At 64.2% G+C, this 17,073-nt stretch carries 17 protein-coding genes and 2 pseudogenes; 8 read left to right on the forward strand and 11 right to left on the reverse strand.

Features of this window, described 5'->3' with window-relative positions; translation table 11 throughout:
- The first annotated feature begins 61 nt into the window (after positions 1–61).
- Positions 62–367 carry a DUF3892 domain-containing protein gene (locus tag HAP41_RS01745; protein ID WP_166062285.1) on the forward strand — a complete coding sequence of 102 codons (306 nt, stop codon included), beginning with the start codon at positions 62–64 and terminating at the stop codon, positions 365–367.
- Positions 368–418: 51 nt separating this feature from the next.
- Here the strand turns inward: HAP41_RS01745 and hslU are convergent, their stop codons facing one another.
- Genes hslU through hslV form a run of 4 tightly spaced genes read right to left on the reverse strand, consistent with a single transcriptional unit; the run spans position 419 to position 3,450 of the window.
- Complete coding sequence (gene hslU, locus HAP41_RS01750; RefSeq protein ID WP_028150162.1) at positions 419–1,723, reverse strand: ATP-dependent protease ATPase subunit HslU; 1,305 nt, start codon at positions 1,721–1,723, stop codon at positions 419–421.
- Between the two features lie 49 nt (positions 1,724–1,772).
- Positions 1,773–2,390 carry a DUF2585 domain-containing protein gene (locus tag HAP41_RS01755; protein ID WP_166062244.1) on the reverse strand — a complete coding sequence of 206 codons (618 nt, stop codon included), beginning with the start codon at positions 2,388–2,390 and terminating at the stop codon, positions 1,773–1,775.
- Positions 2,387–2,872: a GNAT family N-acetyltransferase gene (locus HAP41_RS01760; RefSeq protein ID WP_166062212.1), complete on the reverse strand. Its 486-nt coding sequence runs from the start codon at positions 2,870–2,872 to the stop codon at positions 2,387–2,389. Before HAP41_RS01760 ends, HAP41_RS01755 begins: the two co-directional genes overlap by 4 nt.
- Positions 2,873–2,889: 17 nt before the next feature.
- Positions 2,890–3,450, reverse strand: coding sequence for an ATP-dependent protease subunit HslV (hslV, locus tag HAP41_RS01765; RefSeq protein WP_028150159.1), 561 nt, complete (start codon positions 3,448–3,450; stop codon positions 2,890–2,892).
- Positions 3,451–3,640: 190 nt separating this feature from the next.
- Here hslV and hisB point away from each other — a divergent pair, with 190 nt between their 5' ends.
- From hisB to coaA, 7 genes are all read left to right on the forward strand, one after another.
- Positions 3,641–4,234 carry an imidazoleglycerol-phosphate dehydratase HisB gene (hisB, locus tag HAP41_RS01770; protein ID WP_028150158.1) on the forward strand — a complete coding sequence of 198 codons (594 nt, stop codon included), beginning with the start codon at positions 3,641–3,643 and terminating at the stop codon, positions 4,232–4,234.
- A gap of 65 nt (positions 4,235–4,299) precedes the next feature.
- Entirely contained in the window at positions 4,300–4,830 is a 531-nt protein-coding gene (locus tag HAP41_RS01775) for a DUF2628 domain-containing protein (RefSeq protein WP_166062197.1), read from the forward strand.
- A complete protein-coding gene (hisH, locus tag HAP41_RS01780; RefSeq protein WP_028150156.1) occupies positions 4,827–5,477 on the forward strand; it encodes an imidazole glycerol phosphate synthase subunit HisH in 651 nt (216 codons plus the stop codon). Before HAP41_RS01775 ends, hisH begins: the two co-directional genes overlap by 4 nt.
- Positions 5,474–6,211 carry a 1-(5-phosphoribosyl)-5-[(5-phosphoribosylamino)methylideneamino]imidazole-4-carboxamide isomerase gene (hisA, locus tag HAP41_RS01785; protein WP_166105303.1) on the forward strand — a complete coding sequence of 246 codons (738 nt, stop codon included), beginning with the start codon at positions 5,474–5,476 and terminating at the stop codon, positions 6,209–6,211. Before hisH ends, hisA begins: the two co-directional genes overlap by 4 nt.
- A gap of 10 nt (positions 6,212–6,221) precedes the next feature.
- Positions 6,222–6,995 (forward strand): imidazole glycerol phosphate synthase subunit HisF, encoded by a 774-nt coding sequence (gene hisF / locus HAP41_RS01790; RefSeq protein ID WP_028150154.1) that lies wholly within the window; start codon positions 6,222–6,224, stop codon positions 6,993–6,995.
- Positions 6,996–7,073: 78 nt separating this feature from the next.
- On the forward strand, positions 7,074–7,394 hold the full coding sequence (locus tag HAP41_RS01795) for a phosphoribosyl-ATP diphosphatase (RefSeq protein WP_028150153.1): 321 nt from the start codon (positions 7,074–7,076) through the stop codon (positions 7,392–7,394).
- Between the two features lie 25 nt (positions 7,395–7,419).
- On the forward strand, positions 7,420–8,373 hold the full coding sequence (gene coaA / locus HAP41_RS01800) for a type I pantothenate kinase (protein ID WP_248577169.1): 954 nt from the start codon (positions 7,420–7,422) through the stop codon (positions 8,371–8,373).
- Positions 8,374–8,645: 272 nt separating this feature from the next.
- Here coaA and HAP41_RS01805 read toward each other — a convergent pair whose 3' ends face one another.
- The 7 genes and pseudogenes from HAP41_RS01805 to HAP41_RS01835 all read right to left on the reverse strand — a co-directional run.
- Positions 8,646–10,880, reverse strand: coding sequence for a PAS domain-containing hybrid sensor histidine kinase/response regulator (locus tag HAP41_RS01805; RefSeq protein WP_224580539.1), 2,235 nt, complete (start codon positions 10,878–10,880; stop codon positions 8,646–8,648).
- A 119-nt stretch (positions 10,881–10,999) separates the two neighbouring features.
- The gene (locus tag HAP41_RS01810; protein WP_166062172.1) at positions 11,000–11,473 is read right to left on the reverse strand and encodes a hypothetical protein; all 474 of its coding nucleotides are present in this window, start codon (positions 11,471–11,473) and stop codon (positions 11,000–11,002) included.
- A gap of 109 nt (positions 11,474–11,582) precedes the next feature.
- A pseudogene (locus tag HAP41_RS01815) lies at positions 11,583–12,491 on the reverse strand (YifB family Mg chelatase-like AAA ATPase); the annotation flags it as partial.
- 1,103 nt (positions 12,492–13,594) lie between these two features.
- Positions 13,595–14,524, reverse strand: a complete 930-nt coding sequence (locus tag HAP41_RS01820) for a ParB N-terminal domain-containing protein (RefSeq protein ID WP_166062164.1) — start codon at positions 14,522–14,524, stop codon at positions 13,595–13,597.
- Positions 14,525–14,529: 5 nt separating this feature from the next.
- On the reverse strand, positions 14,530–16,137 hold the full coding sequence (locus HAP41_RS01825; protein WP_166062132.1) for a recombinase family protein: 1,608 nt from the start codon (positions 16,135–16,137) through the stop codon (positions 14,530–14,532).
- Between the two features lie 10 nt (positions 16,138–16,147).
- Positions 16,148–16,348, reverse strand: a complete 201-nt coding sequence (locus HAP41_RS01830) for a hypothetical protein (RefSeq protein WP_166062092.1) — start codon at positions 16,346–16,348, stop codon at positions 16,148–16,150.
- A gap of 41 nt (positions 16,349–16,389) precedes the next feature.
- Positions 16,390–17,034, reverse strand: a pseudogene (locus HAP41_RS01835) (magnesium chelatase domain-containing protein); the annotation flags it as partial.
- Positions 17,035–17,073: the final 39 nt, after the last annotated feature.

Consider the following 17,073-nt stretch of genomic DNA (forward strand, 5'->3'; position numbering starts at 1 on the left):
GCACTTCATGGAATCATGGGTGGAGTCGGTGGTCAAGCCCAGCTCTCGATAGGAGAGAAGAATGACCAGTCCGCAAACCAGACCCCAGACGGCGCAAATCCGCTGTGTGAATAAACGCGATCGCCCGAATCCGTTCGAGCGGATCACCCACGTTGGTGGCTACGGCTCAAGCCAGTGGAAGATCACACAAGAGCAGGCGATCGCTATGATCGAGCGCAGAGAGTGGAGCTTTTACGTTTCGCTTCCTGGTTCGACAAAGGCTGTTTTGGTCGAAGTCGGTGTCAGCCGGTTCGGCAACAAGTATTTGCGCACCGAAGGCGATGACGACACGCGCAACAATCTCTTGAGCCTGCCTGAGTGTCCCTGACGCTCTGTCTGTAACAACGAAAGGCCCGACAGAAGTGCCGGGCCTTTCTGCTTACAAAATGAACCGGCTCAGATCCGCATTCTTGGCGAGGTCGCCGACATGCTTCTGCACGAAATCCGCATCGACCTTGACGGTCTCGCCGCTGCGGTCGGGTGCGGTGAAGGAGATTTCGTCCAGCACCCGTTCCATCACGGTCTGGAGCCGCCGCGCGCCGATGTTCTCGACCGTCGAATTGACGGCGACCGCGACGTCGGCGAGCGCGTCGACGGCGTCGGCGGTGATGTCGAGCGTCACGCCCTCGGTCTGCAGCAACGCGATATATTGCTTGATCAGCGAGGCCTCGGGCTCGGTCAGGATGCGCCGCATGTCGTCGCGGGTCAGTGCCTGCAGTTCGACGCGGATCGGCAGGCGGCCCTGCAATTCCGGCAACAGGTCGGACGGTTTCGCGACGTGGAAGGCGCCGGACGCGATGAACAGGATGTGATCGGTCTTCACCGCGCCGTGCTTGGTCGAGACCGTGGTGCCTTCGATCAGCGGCAACAGGTCACGCTGCACGCCCTCGCGCGAGACGTCGCCGCCGACCCGGCCGTCGCGTGCGCAGATCTTGTCGATCTCGTCCAGGAACACGATGCCGTTATTCTCGACCGCGCTGATCGCTTCCAGCGTCAACTGGTCGGTGTCCAGCAGCTTGTCGGATTCCTCATTGACGAGGATCTCGTGCGAGTTCTCCACCGTCAGTCGCCGCGTCTTGCTGCGCCCGCCCAGCTTGCCGAAGATGTCGCCGAGCGACACCGCGCCCATCTGCGCGCCGGGCATGCCCGGGATCTCGAACATCGGCATGCCGCCGCCCGAGGACTGCGTCTCGATCTCGATTTCCTTGTCGTTGAGCTCGCCAGCGCGCAGCTTCTTGCGGAACGATTCGCGCGTTGCCTGGCTGGAATTGGCGCCGACCAGCGCGTCGAGCACGCGCTCCTCGGCGGCGAGCTGCGCGCGTGCCTGCACGTCCTTGCGCTTGCGCTCACGCACCTGGGCGATCGCGACCTCGACGAGATCGCGCACGATCTGCTCGACGTCGCGGCCGACATAGCCGACCTCGGTGAATTTCGTCGCTTCCACCTTCAGGAACGGCGCGTTCGCGAGCTTGGCGAGCCGTCGTGCGATCTCCGTCTTGCCGACGCCGGTGGGGCCGATCATCAAGATGTTCTTCGGGAGTACCTCTTCGCGCAAGGAGCCGGAGAGCTGCTGCCGGCGCCAGCGGTTGCGCAGCGCGATCGAGACCGCGCGCTTGGCATCGGCCTGGCCGACGATGAAACGGTCGAGTTCGGAGACGATTTCGCGGGGAGAGAAGTCTGTCATGGGACCTTAGCTAGGATCAGATGCGGGTCGGGACAAGCCGCATTTTACGTCAGATGATGGGCGGGCCCGATTGCCACTGTTTCACGGCGTCGATCGGATGGATCAGCATCAGGATATTGAGCGTCAGATTGTCGCGAATGTGAAGCGCGAGCATGATCTCGAAGGCGAGCCCGAGCAGGACGGTCACCGAGACTGGCAGCACGCGCGCGGCGAGGAACCCCAGCATCATGGCCAGATTGTCAGAAATCGAATTGACAATGCTGTCGCCGAAATAATCCAGCGAGATCGTGCCGGCACGGTAGCGTTCGATGATGAAGGGCGAGTTCTCGACGATCTCCCAGGCGCCTTCGATCAGCATGGCGACGATCAGCCGTGCCGGCCAGGACAGTTGCAGGAAGGGCAGGCGCGCGAACAGCAGCCAGGTCAAGCCGTAGAACAGGAAGCCATGCAGGATGTGAGAGAAGGTGTACCAGTCCGTGATGTGCTGCGAATTTTCGGAGCTGTTCACCACGCCATGCCAGAGCTTTACATAGCCGCAGGTGCAGATCGGCACCCGCCCCATCGCGAACAGGATCGAGGCCTGCAGCGCCAGCAGCAGCAGTGCGATGCCGACCCAGGCCAATGGCGGTACGGCGACCTTGCTCTCGTGCGTGCTCGTCAGCGTCACGGCTCGCGCACCATCAGCAGCGCCGTCCCGTCCGGCGTCTCGACCATGCGGTCGCGGACGAAGCCGGCTTTCTCATAGGCGCGCACGGCGCGTGCGTTGAGCGGATCGGGATCGGTGACGATGCGTGGCAGGCCCTGCCGCAACTGGCCGTCGACGAACTGGCGGATGAACGCGGAGCCGTGGCCGCGCGCGATCATGTCGCTTTCGCCGATGAACTGGTCGATCCCACGGGTGCCCTCCGGTTGCGGCCCGAAGCCGGTATTCCAGGCTGTCAGGCGATAGCATTGAAGATAGCCGAACGGGTGGGTGCCGGCCAACACGATGAACTGGTCCATCGCGGGCTCATCGAGATCGCCGCTCACGAGCGCAAACTGCTCGTCCGGATCGCCCCACCATTCCCGCACATGCGCCTCGCCCAGCCACCGCCGGATCAGCAGCAAATCGGCTGTGCTCATCGGGCGGAAGGTGTAGGCGGGCGCCATGTCCTGTTCGGTCTGGCCTAGCCGGTCGCCAGGCTTTCGATGGTCAGATTGCGGTTGGTGTAGACGCAGATGTCGGCGGCGATATCGAGGGAGCGGCGGACGATGGTCTCGGCATCCTTGTCGGTGTCGATCAAGGCCCGCGCGGCGGCCAGGGCGTAATTGCCGCCGGAGCCGATCGCCATGACCCCGGCCTCGGGCTCCAGCACGTCGCCGGTGCCTGTCAGGACCAGGGAGACGTCCTTGTCGGCCACGATCATCATGGCCTCCAGGCGGCGCAGATAGCGGTCGGTCCGCCAGTCCTTGGCGAGCTCCACCGCAGCCCGGGTCAGCTGCCCCGGATACTGCTCGAGCTTGGATTCGAGCCGCTCGAAGAGCGTGAAGGCGTCGGCCGTGGCGCCGGCAAAGCCGCCGATCACGTCGCCCTTGCCGAGTTTTCGCACCTTCTTGGCGTTGGACTTGATCACGGTCTGGCCGATCGAGACCTGGCCGTCGCCGCCGATCACCACCTTGCCGCCCTTGCGGACCGTCAAAATCGTGGTGCCGTGCCAGCCCGGCGCGCTGTTCTGGGAATCCTGCATCAAATACCTCGTTGTCGGACCTGATTTAGGCGGTCGGGACCGACCGTACAACGGGCCGCTCCGGGCCCATTTCGCTCACCATAGGCAGAAGTAGAGGCCCGGCCAGCCGTTCCCGCAGTAGCGAAGGCGTCATTTGACTGTTAAAAGACCGCCGTTTTCGGTCCAAAACCAGAATGGAAACCGCTTTTCAATGCGCACCGCGACGATCAAGCGCAAGACCAAGGAAACCGACATCGAGGTCACCGTGAACCTCGATGGCACCGGCGTGTCCAATATCGCGACCGGCATCGGCTTTTTCGACCATATGCTCGATCTCCTCGCCCGCCATTCCCGCATCGACCTCACGGTCAAGGCGGTCGGCGATTTGCACATTGATCATCACCATACCACCGAAGACACCGGCATCGCGCTCGGCCAGGCGGTCAAGCAGGCGCTCGGCAACATGGCGGGCATCACCCGCTATGCCGGCGTGCACATGCCCATGGACGAGACGCTGTCGCGCGTGGTCATCGACATCTCGGGCCGTCCGTTCCTGGTGTTCAAGGCCGACTTCCCCCGCGACAAGATCGGCGAGTTCGATACCGAGCTGGTGCGCGAGTGGTTCCAGGCCTTCGCCATGAACGCCGGCGTGACTCTCCACGTCGAGACCCTATATGGCGATAACAGCCACCATATCGCCGAGTCCTGCTTCAAGGGCCTGGCGCGGGCGCTGCGCACTGCCGTCGCGATCGATCCGAAGGCCGTGGGCGAAATCCCGTCCACCAAGGGTTCGCTCGGCGGCTGACGTCTTTCGGCCCGCGGCACGCGCCGCTTGCGGTATCACTGAATTCCTAGGAACGGGGCATCACCATGCCTGTCTACACAGTTCATGCTCCCTCCCCTGCCGGAGCCGATCTGCGCGCGACCGACAAGTTCGTCTTCGTGCGCGACGGTTTTCATTTCTGGGCGATGGTTTTGGGTCCGTTCTGGCTGCTCTGGAACAGGCTCTGGCTGGCGCTGATCGGCTGGGTGATTTTCCTGGCTGCATTCGATGCAGGGCTGCATAGCCTCGGCGTTGGCCACAGCTCGATCTTCCTGGCCAATATGATCATCGCGGTGCTGATGGGTTTCGAGGCCTCGAGCCTGCGCCGCTGGACACTGTCGCGCGGCAAGTGGCGCCAGCTTGACGTCGTCATCTCCGACGACGAGGACACCGCCGAGCGGCGTTTCTTCGAGCGCTGGAGCCTGAAGCAGCGCGGCATCGTCAACGATCAATGGGCCGTCGATCGCGGCGGCCCGCCGCCAACCCGCAACGTGCCGGGTCAGCAATTCTCAAATCCGCCACCGCTGCCGTCGGGCGGCATCATTGGATTGTTTCCGGAACCGGGAGGGTCAAGATGAGCGTCGCGATCATCGATTACGGTTCAGGCAATCTGCATTCCGCCGCCAAGGCATTCGAGCGCGCCGCGCGCAGCCTGGAGATTCCGCAAAAGGTCTTCGTCACCAGCGATCCGGATCAGGCCTACGGCGCCGACCGTCTGGTGCTGCCCGGTGTCGGCGCCTTCGCCGATTGCCGGCGCGGGCTCGATGCCGTCAACGGCATGGTCGAGGCGATCACCGAAGCGGTGCGCGTCAAGGCACGGCCCTTCTTTGGTATTTGCGTCGGCATGCAGCTGATGGCGAGCCGCGGCAAGGAACACGTCATCACCGAGGGCCTGAACTGGGTCGGCGGCGACGTCGAGAAGATCATGCCGCGCGACGAGAGCCTGAAGATCCCGCACATGGGCTGGAACACGCTCGACCTGCTGCGCGAGCATCCGGTGCTGGACAGGCTGCCGCTCGGCCCCAAGGGGCAGCACGCCTATTTCGTGCACTCCTACCACCTCAACGCCGCCAACGAGGCGGACGTGCTCGCGCGCGCCGATTACGGTGGACCCGTCACCGCGATCGTCGCGAAGGACACCGCCATCGGCACCCAATTCCACCCCGAGAAGAGCCAGCGTTTCGGCTTGGCCCTGATCTCGAACTTTTTGCGATGGAAACCGTGATTCTCTTTCCGGCGATCGACCTCAAGAACGGCCAGTGCGTGCGTCTCGAGCAAGGCGACATGGCGCGCGCGACCGTGTTCAACCTCAATCCCGCGGCGCAGGCGCAGAGCTTTGTCGAACAGGGCTTCGAGTATCTCCACGTCGTCGATCTCGACGGCGCCTTTGCCGGCAAGCCGGTGAATGCGCAGGCGGTCGAGGCGATGCTCAAGACGATCAAGATCCCGGTGCAGCTCGGCGGCGGCATTCGCGATCTCGCGACCGTCGAAGCCTGGCTCGACAAGGGCATCACCCGCGTCATCATCGGCACCGCCGCGGTGCGCGACCCTGAACTAGTGAAGGCGGCTGCAAGGAAATTCCCCGGCCGCGTCGCGGTCGGGCTCGATGCCCGTGACGGCAAGGTCGCCGTCGAAGGCTGGGCCGAGACCTCGCAGGTGACGGTGCTGGAGATCGCAAAGCGTTTCGAGGATGCCGGCGTCGCTGCCATCATCTTCACCGACATCGCGCGCGATGGCCTGCTCAAGGGCCTCAACCTCGACGCGACCATCGCGCTGGCAGATGCGATCTCGATTCCCGTAATCGCTTCCGGCGGCCTCGCCTCGATCGAGGACGTCAAGGCGATGCTGACGCCGCGCGCCAGGAAGCTCGCCGGCGCGATCGCCGGCCGCGCGCTTTACGATGGCCGGCTCGATCCCGCCGCCGCCCTTACCTTGATCCGCAACGCGCGCACCGCCTAGGAGCTGACACATGTTCAAGGTGCGCGTGATCCCCTGCCTCGACGTCAAGGACGGCCGGGTCGTCAAGGGCGTCAACTTCGTCGATCTGCGCGATGCCGGCGATCCCGTCGAAGCCGCGATCGCCTATGACGCCGCCGGTGCCGACGAGCTCACCTTCCTCGACATCACCGCGACCCACGAGAACCGCGGCATCATGCTGGACGTGGTCCGGCGTACGGCGGAGGCCTGCTTCATGCCCGTGACCGTCGGTGGCGGCGTGCGCAAGGTTGACGACATCAAGACGCTCCTGCGCGCCGGCGCCGACAAGGTCTCGATCAACAGCGCCGCGGTGTCGCGGCGCGAGTTTGTCAAGGAAGCCGCCGAGAAATTCGGCGAACAGTGCGTGGTGGTCGCGATCGACGCCAAGCGGGTCAAGCGTCCGGGCGGCGACCGCTGGGAGATCTTCACCCATGGCGGGCGCAACTCGACCGGCATCGATGCCATCGAATATGCCCAGGAGGTGGTCTCGCTCGGTGCGGGTGAAATCCTGCTGACCTCCATGGACCGCGACGGCACCCGGCAGGGCTTCGACATCCCGCTGACCCGGGCGATCGCCGACAGCGTTCCCGTTCCCGTGATCGCCTCGGGCGGCGTCGGCAATCTCGATCATCTCGTCGACGGTATCCGCGACGGCCACGCCACGGCTGTGCTGGCCGCCTCGATCTTCCATTTCGGGGAATTCACCATTCGCGAAGCCAAGGAGCACATGGCCCGGCGCGGACTGGCCATGCGCCTCGATGCCTGACGACTCCCGATCATAAAAATGCTACATAGGCCTGCGGGGAATGGCCTCCGTGGCCTTGTGTGTTTTCGAGTAATTCCGATGTCGCGTTTCACGATCCACGATCTGGCCGACACCATCGACGCCCGCGCGGCGGCCGGCGGCGAGGCGTCCTATACCCGCAAGCTCCTGGACAAGGGCGCTGAGCATTGCGCCAAGAAGTTCGGCGAGGAGGCAGTCGAAACCGTAATCGCAGCAGTCGAAAACGATCGCGCGCATCTGATCGCTGAAAGTGCCGACCTGCTCTATCACTTCCTTGTGCTGCTCAAGGCCCGCGGCGTAAAGCTGGAGGAGGTCGAGGCCGCGCTGGACAAGCGGACGAATATGTCCGGATTGGAAGAAAAGGCGTCCCGCAAGGGTTAGTAGATCCCAACGGAAAGGTCGCGTCATGGATATCCGCGCACCCGAGCAGCAGTATAATCCGTACCGCGTCTATACGCGCGAGCAGTGGTCGCGACTGCGCGACGACACGCCGATGACGCTGGAGCCCGGCGAGTTCGACCGGCTGCGCTCATTGCACGATCGCCTGGACTTGCAGGAGGTCGAGGACATCTACCTGCCGCTGTCGCGCCTCCTGTCGATCTATGTCGATGCGATGCAGCGCCTGTATTACGCGGAGCGCCAGTTCCTCAACATCCGCGACCGCAAGATGCCCTACATCATCGGCGTCGCCGGCTCGGTCGCGGTCGGAAAATCCACCACGGCCCGCGTGCTTCAGGCACTGCTGGCGCGCTGGTCGCCGCGTCCGAAGGTCGAGCTGATCACCACCGACGGATTTCTGTATCCCAACGCCGTGCTGGAGCGGCAGGGCATCATGCAGAAGAAGGGTTTTCCGGAGAGCTACGACCTGCCGCTACTGCTCAGCTTCCTCTCCGACATCAAGGCCGGCCGCCGCCACGTGCGCGCGCCGGTCTATTCGCATCTGACCTACGACATCGTGCCGAACCAGTGGGCCGAGATCGACCAGCCGGACATCCTGATCGTCGAGGGCGTCAACGTGCTGCAGACCGGCAAGCTGCCACGCGACGGCAAGGCGGTGCCCGTGGTCTCCGACTTCTTCGATTTCTCGGTCTATATCGACGCCGACGAGGCGGCGCTGCGGCAATGGTACATCAAGCGCTTCCTGGCGCTTGACACCGCGTTCACCAATCCAAAATCCTACTTCAACCGCTACGCGCTGTTGTCGGACGAGGAAGCCACCGCCACCGCGATCGCGATCTGGGAACGCACCAACCTCGCCAATCTCGAGGACAACATCCTGCCGACCCGCCCCCGCGCGACGCTGATCCTGAAGAAGGGCGCCGACCACACCGTGGCGAGCGTGGCGCTACGACGGCTGTAGGCCGCGGTGCCGTAGGGTGGGCAAAGGCGCAAAGCGCCGTGCCCACCGTCTATCTCCATTTTGAACGTGAATGGTGGGCACGCTTAGCCTGTCATCGGGCGCGCATTCGCGCGACCCGTTGGCTTTGCCCACCCTACGGCATTGGTGCTTGGCGCACGCCTGCAGCCACATCGTCATTGCGAGCGCAGCGAAGCAATCCAGAATCTTTCCGCGGAGGGATTCTGGATTGCTTCGTCGCAAGGGCTCCTCGCAATGACGGAGGAGAGACCTTCCTACACCGCCAGATGCCGCGCCGCTGCCAGCCCGGCCAGCGCCTCGTCCAGCTTGTCGCGGTCGAGCGGCTTGATCAGAAATCCGTTCATGCCCGCCTCGAAACAGGCATAGCGATCCTCCACCAGCGTATTGGCGGTGAGCGCGAGGATCGGCGTGTGGTGGCCGCCTTTGGCGGCCTCATGCGTGCGGATGCGTTTCGTCGCCTCGATGCCGTCGAGCTGCGGCATCTGGATGTCCATCAGCACGAGATCGTAGGGCGTGCCGGCGGATGACGCGGCGAGCCAGGATTCCAGCGCCGCCTCGCCATGAACGGCGATGACGACGCGGTGGCCGAGCTTGGTCAGCAGCGAGCGCATCAGCAGCGCGTTGATCTCGTTGTCTTCGGCGACGAGGATCGACAGGCCCGTTGCCGTTACGACGCCGGCGGGGGAGGCGGTCGGCGGCTCCGGCGCCAGTTCGGGCGAGGCGACCTCCGGCGTCAGCGCGAGACGCGCCGCGAGCGAAGCCGCGCGCAGCGGCTTGATCAGGAAGCCCGTGAAGGAAGCTGAAAATTTCTCGTGGCGCGAGCTCGACGTCAGCAGCACCAGCCGCTGCGTCGCATGCTTGCGCGCGACCTCGCCGAGATGGTCGGCGATGGCGGCGCCGATCGCACGATCGACCAGCACCGCATGCCATGAGCGCTCCGGCAGCAGCGCCTCTGCGACGGCTCCATCCGAGACGAGGCAGATCTGTCCGCCCCAGCGCTCCAGCCGCCGCGCGATCAGCGAGGCCTCGATGCCGTCGGCGATCAGGAGGATCGACTTGCCGGTGAGGTCAGGGCTTGGGAACGCCGTCTGTCCCGCGCCGGATTGCGATGGCGCAAGCGGAATCGCGACCTCGAAGGTCGAGCCCTTGCCCGGCTCGCTCTCCAGGGTGATGCGGCCGCCCATGCGCTTGACGATGCGTTCGCTGATGGCAAGGCCGAGCCCGGTGCCGCCATAGGTGCGGGCGACGCGCTCGTCGGCCTGCTCGAACTCGCGGAAGATGCGCGTTCGCGCCTCGGGGGCGATGCCGATGCCGGTGTCGCGCACCAGAAAACTAATCTCGTTCGGCCAGATGCCGGGTTCGACGATCAGCGCGACGCCGCCGGTCGCGGTGAACTTGATGGCGTTGCCGGCTAGGTTGAGCAGCACCTGGCGCAACCGCGCGGCATCGCCGACGACCTCGAGCGGCAGGCGCTCGTCGGCATAGGCGGCGATCTCGAGCGTCTTTGCCTGCGCGCGCGGTGCGAGCAGCTCGGTGATCTCCTCGATCATGGTCGGGAGCGCGAACGGGCGCTGATCGAGATCGAGCTTGCCGGCCTCGATCTTGGAATAGTCGAGCAGTTCCTCGATCAGCGCCATCAGCGCTTCGCCGGAGGTTTTCACCGCCCTGGCATAGGTCGTCTGCTCCGGCGTCAGCGTGGTGTCGAGCAACAGGCCGCCCATGCCGATGATGCCGTTGAGCGGCGTGCGGATCTCATGCGAGGCCATCGCCAGGAAGCGCGACTTGGCGCGGTTGGCGGCATCGGCCTGGTCGCGCGCGTCCGACAGCGCGCGCTCGGTCTCGGTGCGGTCGGTGACGTCGCGTCCGACGCTCTGCAGTTCGGCGGGCTGGCCGGCATCGAGACGGACATAGCCCTCGCGCCAGGCGATCCAGCGCGCGCCGTGCGGGGCGGTGATCCTCTGGTCGTGAATGCGCGTGCCGTTGCTTTCGCGGGCGCTGTCGCCCTGCTCGAGGACGTCGAAATCGAAACGCGTGCCGACCAGCACGTTGCGCGCCTGTCCTGCGAGCGCGCAATAGGCGTCGTTGGCGAAGGTGATGCGGCCCTGGTGGTCGCGCAGCACGATCAGGTCGCCCTGCTGTTCGAACAGGCTGCGCGCGCGTTCCTCCGCCTCCTTCAGTTCCCAATTGCGGTCGATCAGCGTCTCGTTGTGGGCGGCGAGCTTACGCATCCGCTTGTTGACGAAGCGCAGCCGCATGCTGAGCGTGGCAAGGCCGAGGCAGGCGAGCGCGAACAGGAAGCTCGCGCCGACCGCAAACGTATTGGGGTCGTAGCCGGAGTTCTCGGAGCGGCTGCCGGAGACGAAGCCATAGGCGCCGCCGAAGGTTGCCGAGAAAATCATGAAGGAGCGGATCGCGAACGCGATGCGGGGATGCTGTCGCCTGAAGCGGCGCATGCGCACCTTGATCCGGAACGTCCGATCCATCGCCATCGACCCCGACTCTTGCTCCGAAACCCCGTGTCGCCAATTGCGACGATGTCTCGTCGACCTTGCGAACAGCTTGAGGCTTTGGTTCGGCCTCCAAACAGGGTTGACGAGGTGTTAACGCTTCAGAGCGAGGCGGCCTGGAGCGGAAGCGGGCGGTGGCCGCCATTGGCGCCGACGATCAGCGCCGCAGCCTCGCGCTGCGAAAACGTCTTCGAGCGCACATAGATGCGGTAATCGGCTGGCCCGTCGGTGGACAGGTAAATCACCGGGCCGCCGTCGACCGGCTCCGTGGCAATCGTGACGAGGCGCGTCGCCGGATTGGCCTGACAGGAATCCGGTTCGGAGCCGAGACCGTCGTCCACGACCGCGAAGTCCGCCGCGTCCGGATCGTCGGTGATCTGAACCCGCACCGTGGCCCGCGACAGATCGTCGGTGAAGGCGACATGGACGCCGGCCGTCCAGAACAGGGATGTGAGCTCGACTGAAGTCTCGCCCAGCGCGATGCAGGGATGCGAGACCGATCCGATCTCGCCGCGGGCGAACACCGCGGCCGCCAGCAGGGGAACAACCGAGGCCAGGATCTTGAAACGCAACATGACACTCTACTCGCCCGGCCCTGTGTGGAACTCATAGGGGAACGCGTGGGCCTTATGGTTTGCAGAGCGTAAAGGAAACTCGTTACCGCCGGGTTGATGCGCGGAAGGATCAGGCCATCTGCCGCACATCCTCCGCGAGTGCGCGGTAGGACAGCGCCTCGGCGAGATGCAGCCGGCCGATCTTGTCGGCGCCGTCGAGATCGGCGAGCGTGCGCGCCACCCGCAGGACGCGGTGATAGCCGCGCGCCGACAGCCGCATGGTCTCGGCGGCGTCGCGCAGTAATTTGGCGCCTTGCGCATCCGGCTTGGCGACGTCCTCCAACACCGAGGCCGGCGCCTCGGCATTGGTGCGAACATGCGGCAGGCCCGCATCCGCGTAACGCGCGAGCTGGATGTCGCGCGCGGCTGCCACGCGCGCGGCGACTTCCGCCGAGCCTTCCGCCGCCGGCGGCAGGATCAGATCGGCTGCGGTCACGGCGGGAACCTCGATGCGCAAATCGATGCGGTCCATCAGCGGACCGGAGATGCGCGCCTGGTAGTCGCCGGTGCAGCGATCGATGCGGCCGCGCTTGCAGGCATAGCCGGGCTCGAACGCATGGCCGCAGCGGCACGGATTCATCGCCGCGACCAGCATGAAGCGCGCAGGATAAGTCACGCGATGATTGGCACGGGAGACGGAGACCTCGCCGTTCTCCAGCGGCTGGCGCAGCGAATCCAGCACCCGCGGATCGAACTCGGGCAGCTCGTCGAGGAACAACACGCCCTGATGCGCGAGCGAGATCTCGCCGGGTTTTGCGCGGATGCCGCCGCCGGTGAGCGCGGCCATGCTCGCGGAATGATGCGGCGAGCGGAACGGCCGCCGCGCGGTCAGCGCGCCACCCTCGATCTCGCCGGCGACGGAAGCGATCATGGAGACTTCGAGCAATTCGCCCGGCGACAGCGGCGGCAGGATCGAGGGCAGGCGCGCCGCCAGCATCGACTTGCCCGCACCGGGCGCGCCGATCATGAGCAGATGATTTCGTCAATGGGAAATTTTGGGTCCCATCTGTCGCACCGGACCCTATTTTAGGCTCGACCCCCGACCCGACTTCAAGCTTCCTTGGCTTGAAAGGGCCGCCGCCGCCCAGCTTTCGGCTGCGGTCTTCCTTTCCCCGTAGTATCCCGGTGCATTGTTGCACCAAGGTTGTGTTGAGCCTCTGTGCAATCGTCCGCTACACTGCTCCGCACTGGATGGGGGCTGCTGCGGTGGAATGGTTGATTTTCGTAATCTGCGTCGTGACGTTGATAGGCGCGGGCGAGGTCGTTGCGGTGGGTGCCGGGATCGGCCTGGGGTACCAAGCCCTGCAATGGGTTCAGACAGGCAAGTGGCCCTCCTATACGCTCGGCTCCCAGCTCGGTTTTCCCGTGGACTTCCAACCGACACATTGGGTCCTCGTGGATCGTGTGGTCCACTACGTTCTGTTCGATGCTGAGACTGCCTTTGTCGTTCTAATTTGCGTGGGGCTCGTAATGCCCATCAAGGAGTGGCTTGAGCGAAACTCGGCCCCGGTGAAGCGGCCGGCAATACCCTCAGGGGCCTCTGCTGCGGTCTCTGGTGTCACTCCATACTCCCCACCAGCGCCTATCCCCTCCCCGACAGCGAGTAGTCCTTTGTCATCCCCCGAGCTTGGGATACTGGGCCGCCTTGGTGTCTTCCTTGGCTGGCTGTTTACCGCCGCTGCTCTCCTTTGCGCAGCTCTTGCCGTGCTGGTCTTCGTCAACAAGGGTGAGCCCGTCTTCGGATGGGTCGCGTTGGCGGCCGGGGGTGCGGTTTGGCTCTTCGGCCGTGGGGTTCGCTACGTCTTGGTGGGTCCTACGGTCCCGAAAGGTCCGCCCAAGGAGCCCTCCGCGCGGTTCGCTGTTCCCCATGTGCCCGTCCGCGTGCCCTCTGCTTCTCCATGGGAAGACCGCCCGTGATGCTCTGGCCGCGCTTGCTCTATACCTGCCCAATCTCCCTCCCGCGATGTAATAATATCACAGCCGGAACTTCAGCAGGGGCCGTCTTGCCTTGTCATAAACTGGTGCGCACCGCGGCCTGCCCTTAAGTCCGATTTAGTGCAAAATGCACTCCATGTGTCTGCACTAGAAATCCTCGTCCGGCTCCGTGAAGGTCTTGGCGAGGCCGATTATCAGCTCGCGATGGTCCCCTGCCCACTGCTCTATGAGCCTCTCCGGCAGCCGCCCGTCGATCAGGTAGAGTGCTGTTGCTGTGATTTCGACGTCCCTTGTCAAGGCAGCCTCGACCTTCTTTGTCCTCAGCAGTTCTGCAAGCTCCGTCGCCTTCTGATCAATCCACTCGTCGGCGTCCCAAGCCTCAGCGGTCCCCCAGGTCGCGGGGTCGCGGGCCTGCTGCCATGTGATCGTCGGTAGCTTCTCCTTCTGTGTCTCGGTGAGGTCGGTTCGTCCGTTCAGCTCCCTCCACACCCGTTTCATGACGAAGGCCTGCCTTCGGCTTATTGTTGTTGCATCAGCTACGCCTTCAGCACCCAGCTTCCCGATGTTCTCCTTCGTAATCCTCCATGCCACCTCGCTTTTCTGGCGGGAGGTCATGCGCAGCTTGTCTTTGATGTTACCTGCGAGGGCTCTGAGCCTCGCCTCGTCAAGATCCCCCTCGAACACCTCCACCGGTATAGGTTTCGTCCATTTCACGGTATCGTAGGCCGCCAGTCGATGGTGACCATCAAGGACGTAGAGCCGGTCCGCCACTGGCCACACGGTCAGCCGTTCCAACGGCGTCTCTTGGTTCTTCAGCGCTGTTGCGAGGGTGCGGATGTGCTCCTCACGTTCGCGCTTATCCGCCCGTGCCCCTCCACGCCATTGAAACGCGCTCTCGGCCAAGTGCAGGCTGCTCCGGGGTACGCTACGTCGCTGCGGTCCCTGCGTTCCTTGGTGCCCTGCTGCGCTGCTCTCTGCCCTCAGCTCCTCCGCCGTCTTGCCGCTGTCCTTCGGTTTCACGACGTTGCCCCAGGTCACCCTGGGGCTGCGCTCCGTCTTCTTCTTGCTCTTGGCCACTCGGCTCATTCCTCTTCCAACATGTTCTCGATTGAGTTGGCGTCCCAATCGAAGCGGCTCGTCATGAAAAGTGTCTCCTGCGGGTTGTCCGCGTGGTGCCACCAGATGTCCAACCGCGCATTCTGCGGCCGCATCACCATCTTGCTCGCCGCCCCCCGGAGCGCCTTGTTGGCCTCCTCAGTGTCCATGGGCTCCGCAGTGAGCGCCTTCTCCACAGCAGCCAGTCGCTTCTTAACGTTGGTGCTCATCAGCGTTTCTCTCCTCTCCAGAAGCTCCCTCAGCTCTTCGCGGTGTCTCTCCAGTTCCTGCTCGGCCTCTCTGAGGCGCTGTCCTGCGGCCCTGCTCTTATCGGAGATGCGTACGTCCAGTAGCTCGTTAACGTAGTCCTCACCTGCGTCCACGGTGCCTTTCAGTTGCTCAATCCGAGCGTCCATTGCTGCGGTATCGTTGCCGGTCGGTGCATCTTCTAACGTCCCTAACAATCGGTTGCGGAATGCACTCACCGCCTCGGCATACGGCAAGCTCTCGTACTTGCACGTGCCCGCCTTGGCGTGCGCGGCCGCACAAACGAGATACACGTGCGCTCCCTTGTTCACCCGCGTAACGGTTCCTCCGCAGTATTGGCACTTCATCACACCTGCGAAGATGGACCGTACGGGCGCGGTGGCGTTCTTTCCCCGTGCCTCGGTGGTGCTCAGGCGTGCATTCACGCGCTCGAAAAGCTCGCGGTCAACGGCTGCCGGAAAACGGTGTTCAATAGCTGCCTCAGGGATGCGCTGCTTCGTTCGCATGCCTTCGACTTTCACCACACGGTGAGGCACGAAGATGCCTATGGCCGCCTTGTTGGCGAGGAGCTTGCGGACGTAAGAGCGGTGCCAATACTTCGCTTTCCACTTCCCCGCGCCCCACGTGTCCTCTTTGGTCTCATTGAGGTGAGCGGCGATACTGTGGACACCCATGCCGCCGTCAGCCATTTCAAACATCCAGCGCAACAGCGCGGCCCGCTCCTCGATCAAGGCGTAGCTGCTGGTGCTCGCGTCCCATCGGAGCCACCCGGGGAGTTTCAAGGTGTACGGCTTGGTGAGCTTTTCCTGTCCCGCGAACTTCTTTCGCCTTGCCGCGTGCGCCTTGGCTACACGGCTGCCTTTGGTCGCGCTCTCCTCATTGGCGCGGATGAACTTCATCACCATCATCACGAAAAGGAACTGATCTTTATCAAGTGCCTCTGCGCTGTATTCCTTTCCGCCACCATCAGACAGATCAACCAATGTGATCCCTGCCTCTACAATGTCCTCAATGGTCCGAACGGCCTTGCGGGCTGACTGTCGGCTGACGCGGTCAAGGTTCTCAACCAACAACCATGAGCCTCGGGGGATGGTGCCGTCTTTGACACGTTCCAGGAACACCCCCAGCTCACCGGTCTCTACGTTGGCCCCGGTGAACCCTGAGACGCCTCTGTCGCGAAAAGTCAGTTCATCGTCCAACACCACGTGGTTCGCAGCGGCCCACGCCCGCGCCGCACTGATCTGGCGTTCGAGCGAATGCCCTTTGGCTTGCTCAGGCGTGCTGAAGCGGATGTAACTGTACGCCCTCGGGGGCCGCTGCGTATCCATGGCGGTAGCGTTAGTGGCTGTTCAGGATGTCAGCGGTGACCGTGTGGAGCATGTCATCGACAAAGCCCCGCCGAACGGCTACGCGGTTTGCCCACGCCTCCAAGCGTTCCCCTTGGGATTGGATGCGTGTCGCCACGCTCAGTATGGTCCAGCTCTGGCGTAGGGCTGCAGTTGCGATGATGCGGGCCGTCATGCTTGTGATACGCTTCATTGTTGTCTCCGAATAACCCACTATGGGCATCGAGACAATCACATGAGCAGGTGATGTCCGCCAGCGGCCGCGATCTCCAGCGCGCGCTTGGCGCTCTCCTGGCCCTTGATGTCGCGCAGGTCGAGCGGGGAGGCGGCGACCTCGTGCACGCGCGGCGTGGGCCGCGACAGCACCTGCGTGCCCTTGAAATGGTTGGCGATCTGGATCAGCGATTGCGCCGCGATGATCTGGATGTCCGGGCTCGCCCACGCCGCTTCCGAGCCGCAGGCCGCCGGACAGATCAAGCCTTCCTCGCGCACATTGGCGCCGATCGCGGCGGGAAGCACGCCGGCCACCGGCGCGATAGAGCCGTCGAGGCCGAGTTCGCCGAGAACGGTAAAACCGGTCAGCGCATCCGGCGGGATCGCGCCGATCGCGGCCATCAGCCCGAGCGCGATCGGCAGGTCGTAATGGCTGCCCTCCTTGGGCAGGTCGGCGGGCGCCAGATTGACGATGATCCGCCGCGCCGGCAGCGCCAGCCCCGAGGCAATCAGCGCCGAGCGAACGCGCTCCCGTGCCTCCGACACCGCCTTGTCGGGCAGGCCGACGATGGCGAACGCAGGGAGGCCGGGCGCGACCTGCACCTGCACGTCGACCGCGCGGGCCTCTATCCCCTCAAAGGCGACGGTAGAAACCCGCTGAACCATGCTCGAACCAGCCTGCCCTCTCGCACAATTAGGGGTAGC

Source organism: Bradyrhizobium barranii subsp. apii (assembly GCF_011516635.5).
GTDB classification, from domain to species: Bacteria; Pseudomonadota; Alphaproteobacteria; order Rhizobiales; family Xanthobacteraceae; genus Bradyrhizobium; species Bradyrhizobium barranii.

Bases quoted from the DNA above. Each gene is read 5' to 3' on its own strand.
- HAP41_RS01745 (WP_166062285.1), top strand. From the start codon at position 62: ATGACCAGTCCGCAAACCAGACCCCAGACGGCGCAAATCCGCTGTGTG.
- hslU (WP_028150162.1), bottom strand. From the start codon at position 1,723: ATGACAGACTTCTCTCCCCGCGAAATCGTCTCCGAACTCGACCGTTTC.
- HAP41_RS01760 (WP_166062212.1), bottom strand. From the start codon at position 2,872: ATGGCGCCCGCCTACACCTTCCGCCCGATGAGCACAGCCGATTTGCTG.
- hslV (WP_028150159.1), bottom strand. From the start codon at position 3,450: ATGCAGGATTCCCAGAACAGCGCGCCGGGCTGGCACGGCACCACGATT.
- hisB (WP_028150158.1), top strand. From the start codon at position 3,641: ATGCGCACCGCGACGATCAAGCGCAAGACCAAGGAAACCGACATCGAG.
- HAP41_RS01775 (WP_166062197.1), top strand. From the start codon at position 4,300: ATGCCTGTCTACACAGTTCATGCTCCCTCCCCTGCCGGAGCCGATCTG.
- hisH (WP_028150156.1), top strand. From the start codon at position 4,827: ATGAGCGTCGCGATCATCGATTACGGTTCAGGCAATCTGCATTCCGCC.
- hisF (WP_028150154.1), top strand. From the start codon at position 6,222: ATGTTCAAGGTGCGCGTGATCCCCTGCCTCGACGTCAAGGACGGCCGG.
- HAP41_RS01795 (WP_028150153.1), top strand. From the start codon at position 7,074: ATGTCGCGTTTCACGATCCACGATCTGGCCGACACCATCGACGCCCGC.
- coaA (WP_248577169.1), top strand. From the start codon at position 7,420: ATGGATATCCGCGCACCCGAGCAGCAGTATAATCCGTACCGCGTCTAT.
- HAP41_RS01805 (WP_224580539.1), bottom strand. From the start codon at position 10,880: ATGGCGATGGATCGGACGTTCCGGATCAAGGTGCGCATGCGCCGCTTC.
- HAP41_RS01810 (WP_166062172.1), bottom strand. From the start codon at position 11,473: ATGTTGCGTTTCAAGATCCTGGCCTCGGTTGTTCCCCTGCTGGCGGCC.
- HAP41_RS01825 (WP_166062132.1), bottom strand. From the start codon at position 16,137: ATGGATACGCAGCGGCCCCCGAGGGCGTACAGTTACATCCGCTTCAGC.
- HAP41_RS01830 (WP_166062092.1), bottom strand. From the start codon at position 16,348: ATGAAGCGTATCACAAGCATGACGGCCCGCATCATCGCAACTGCAGCC.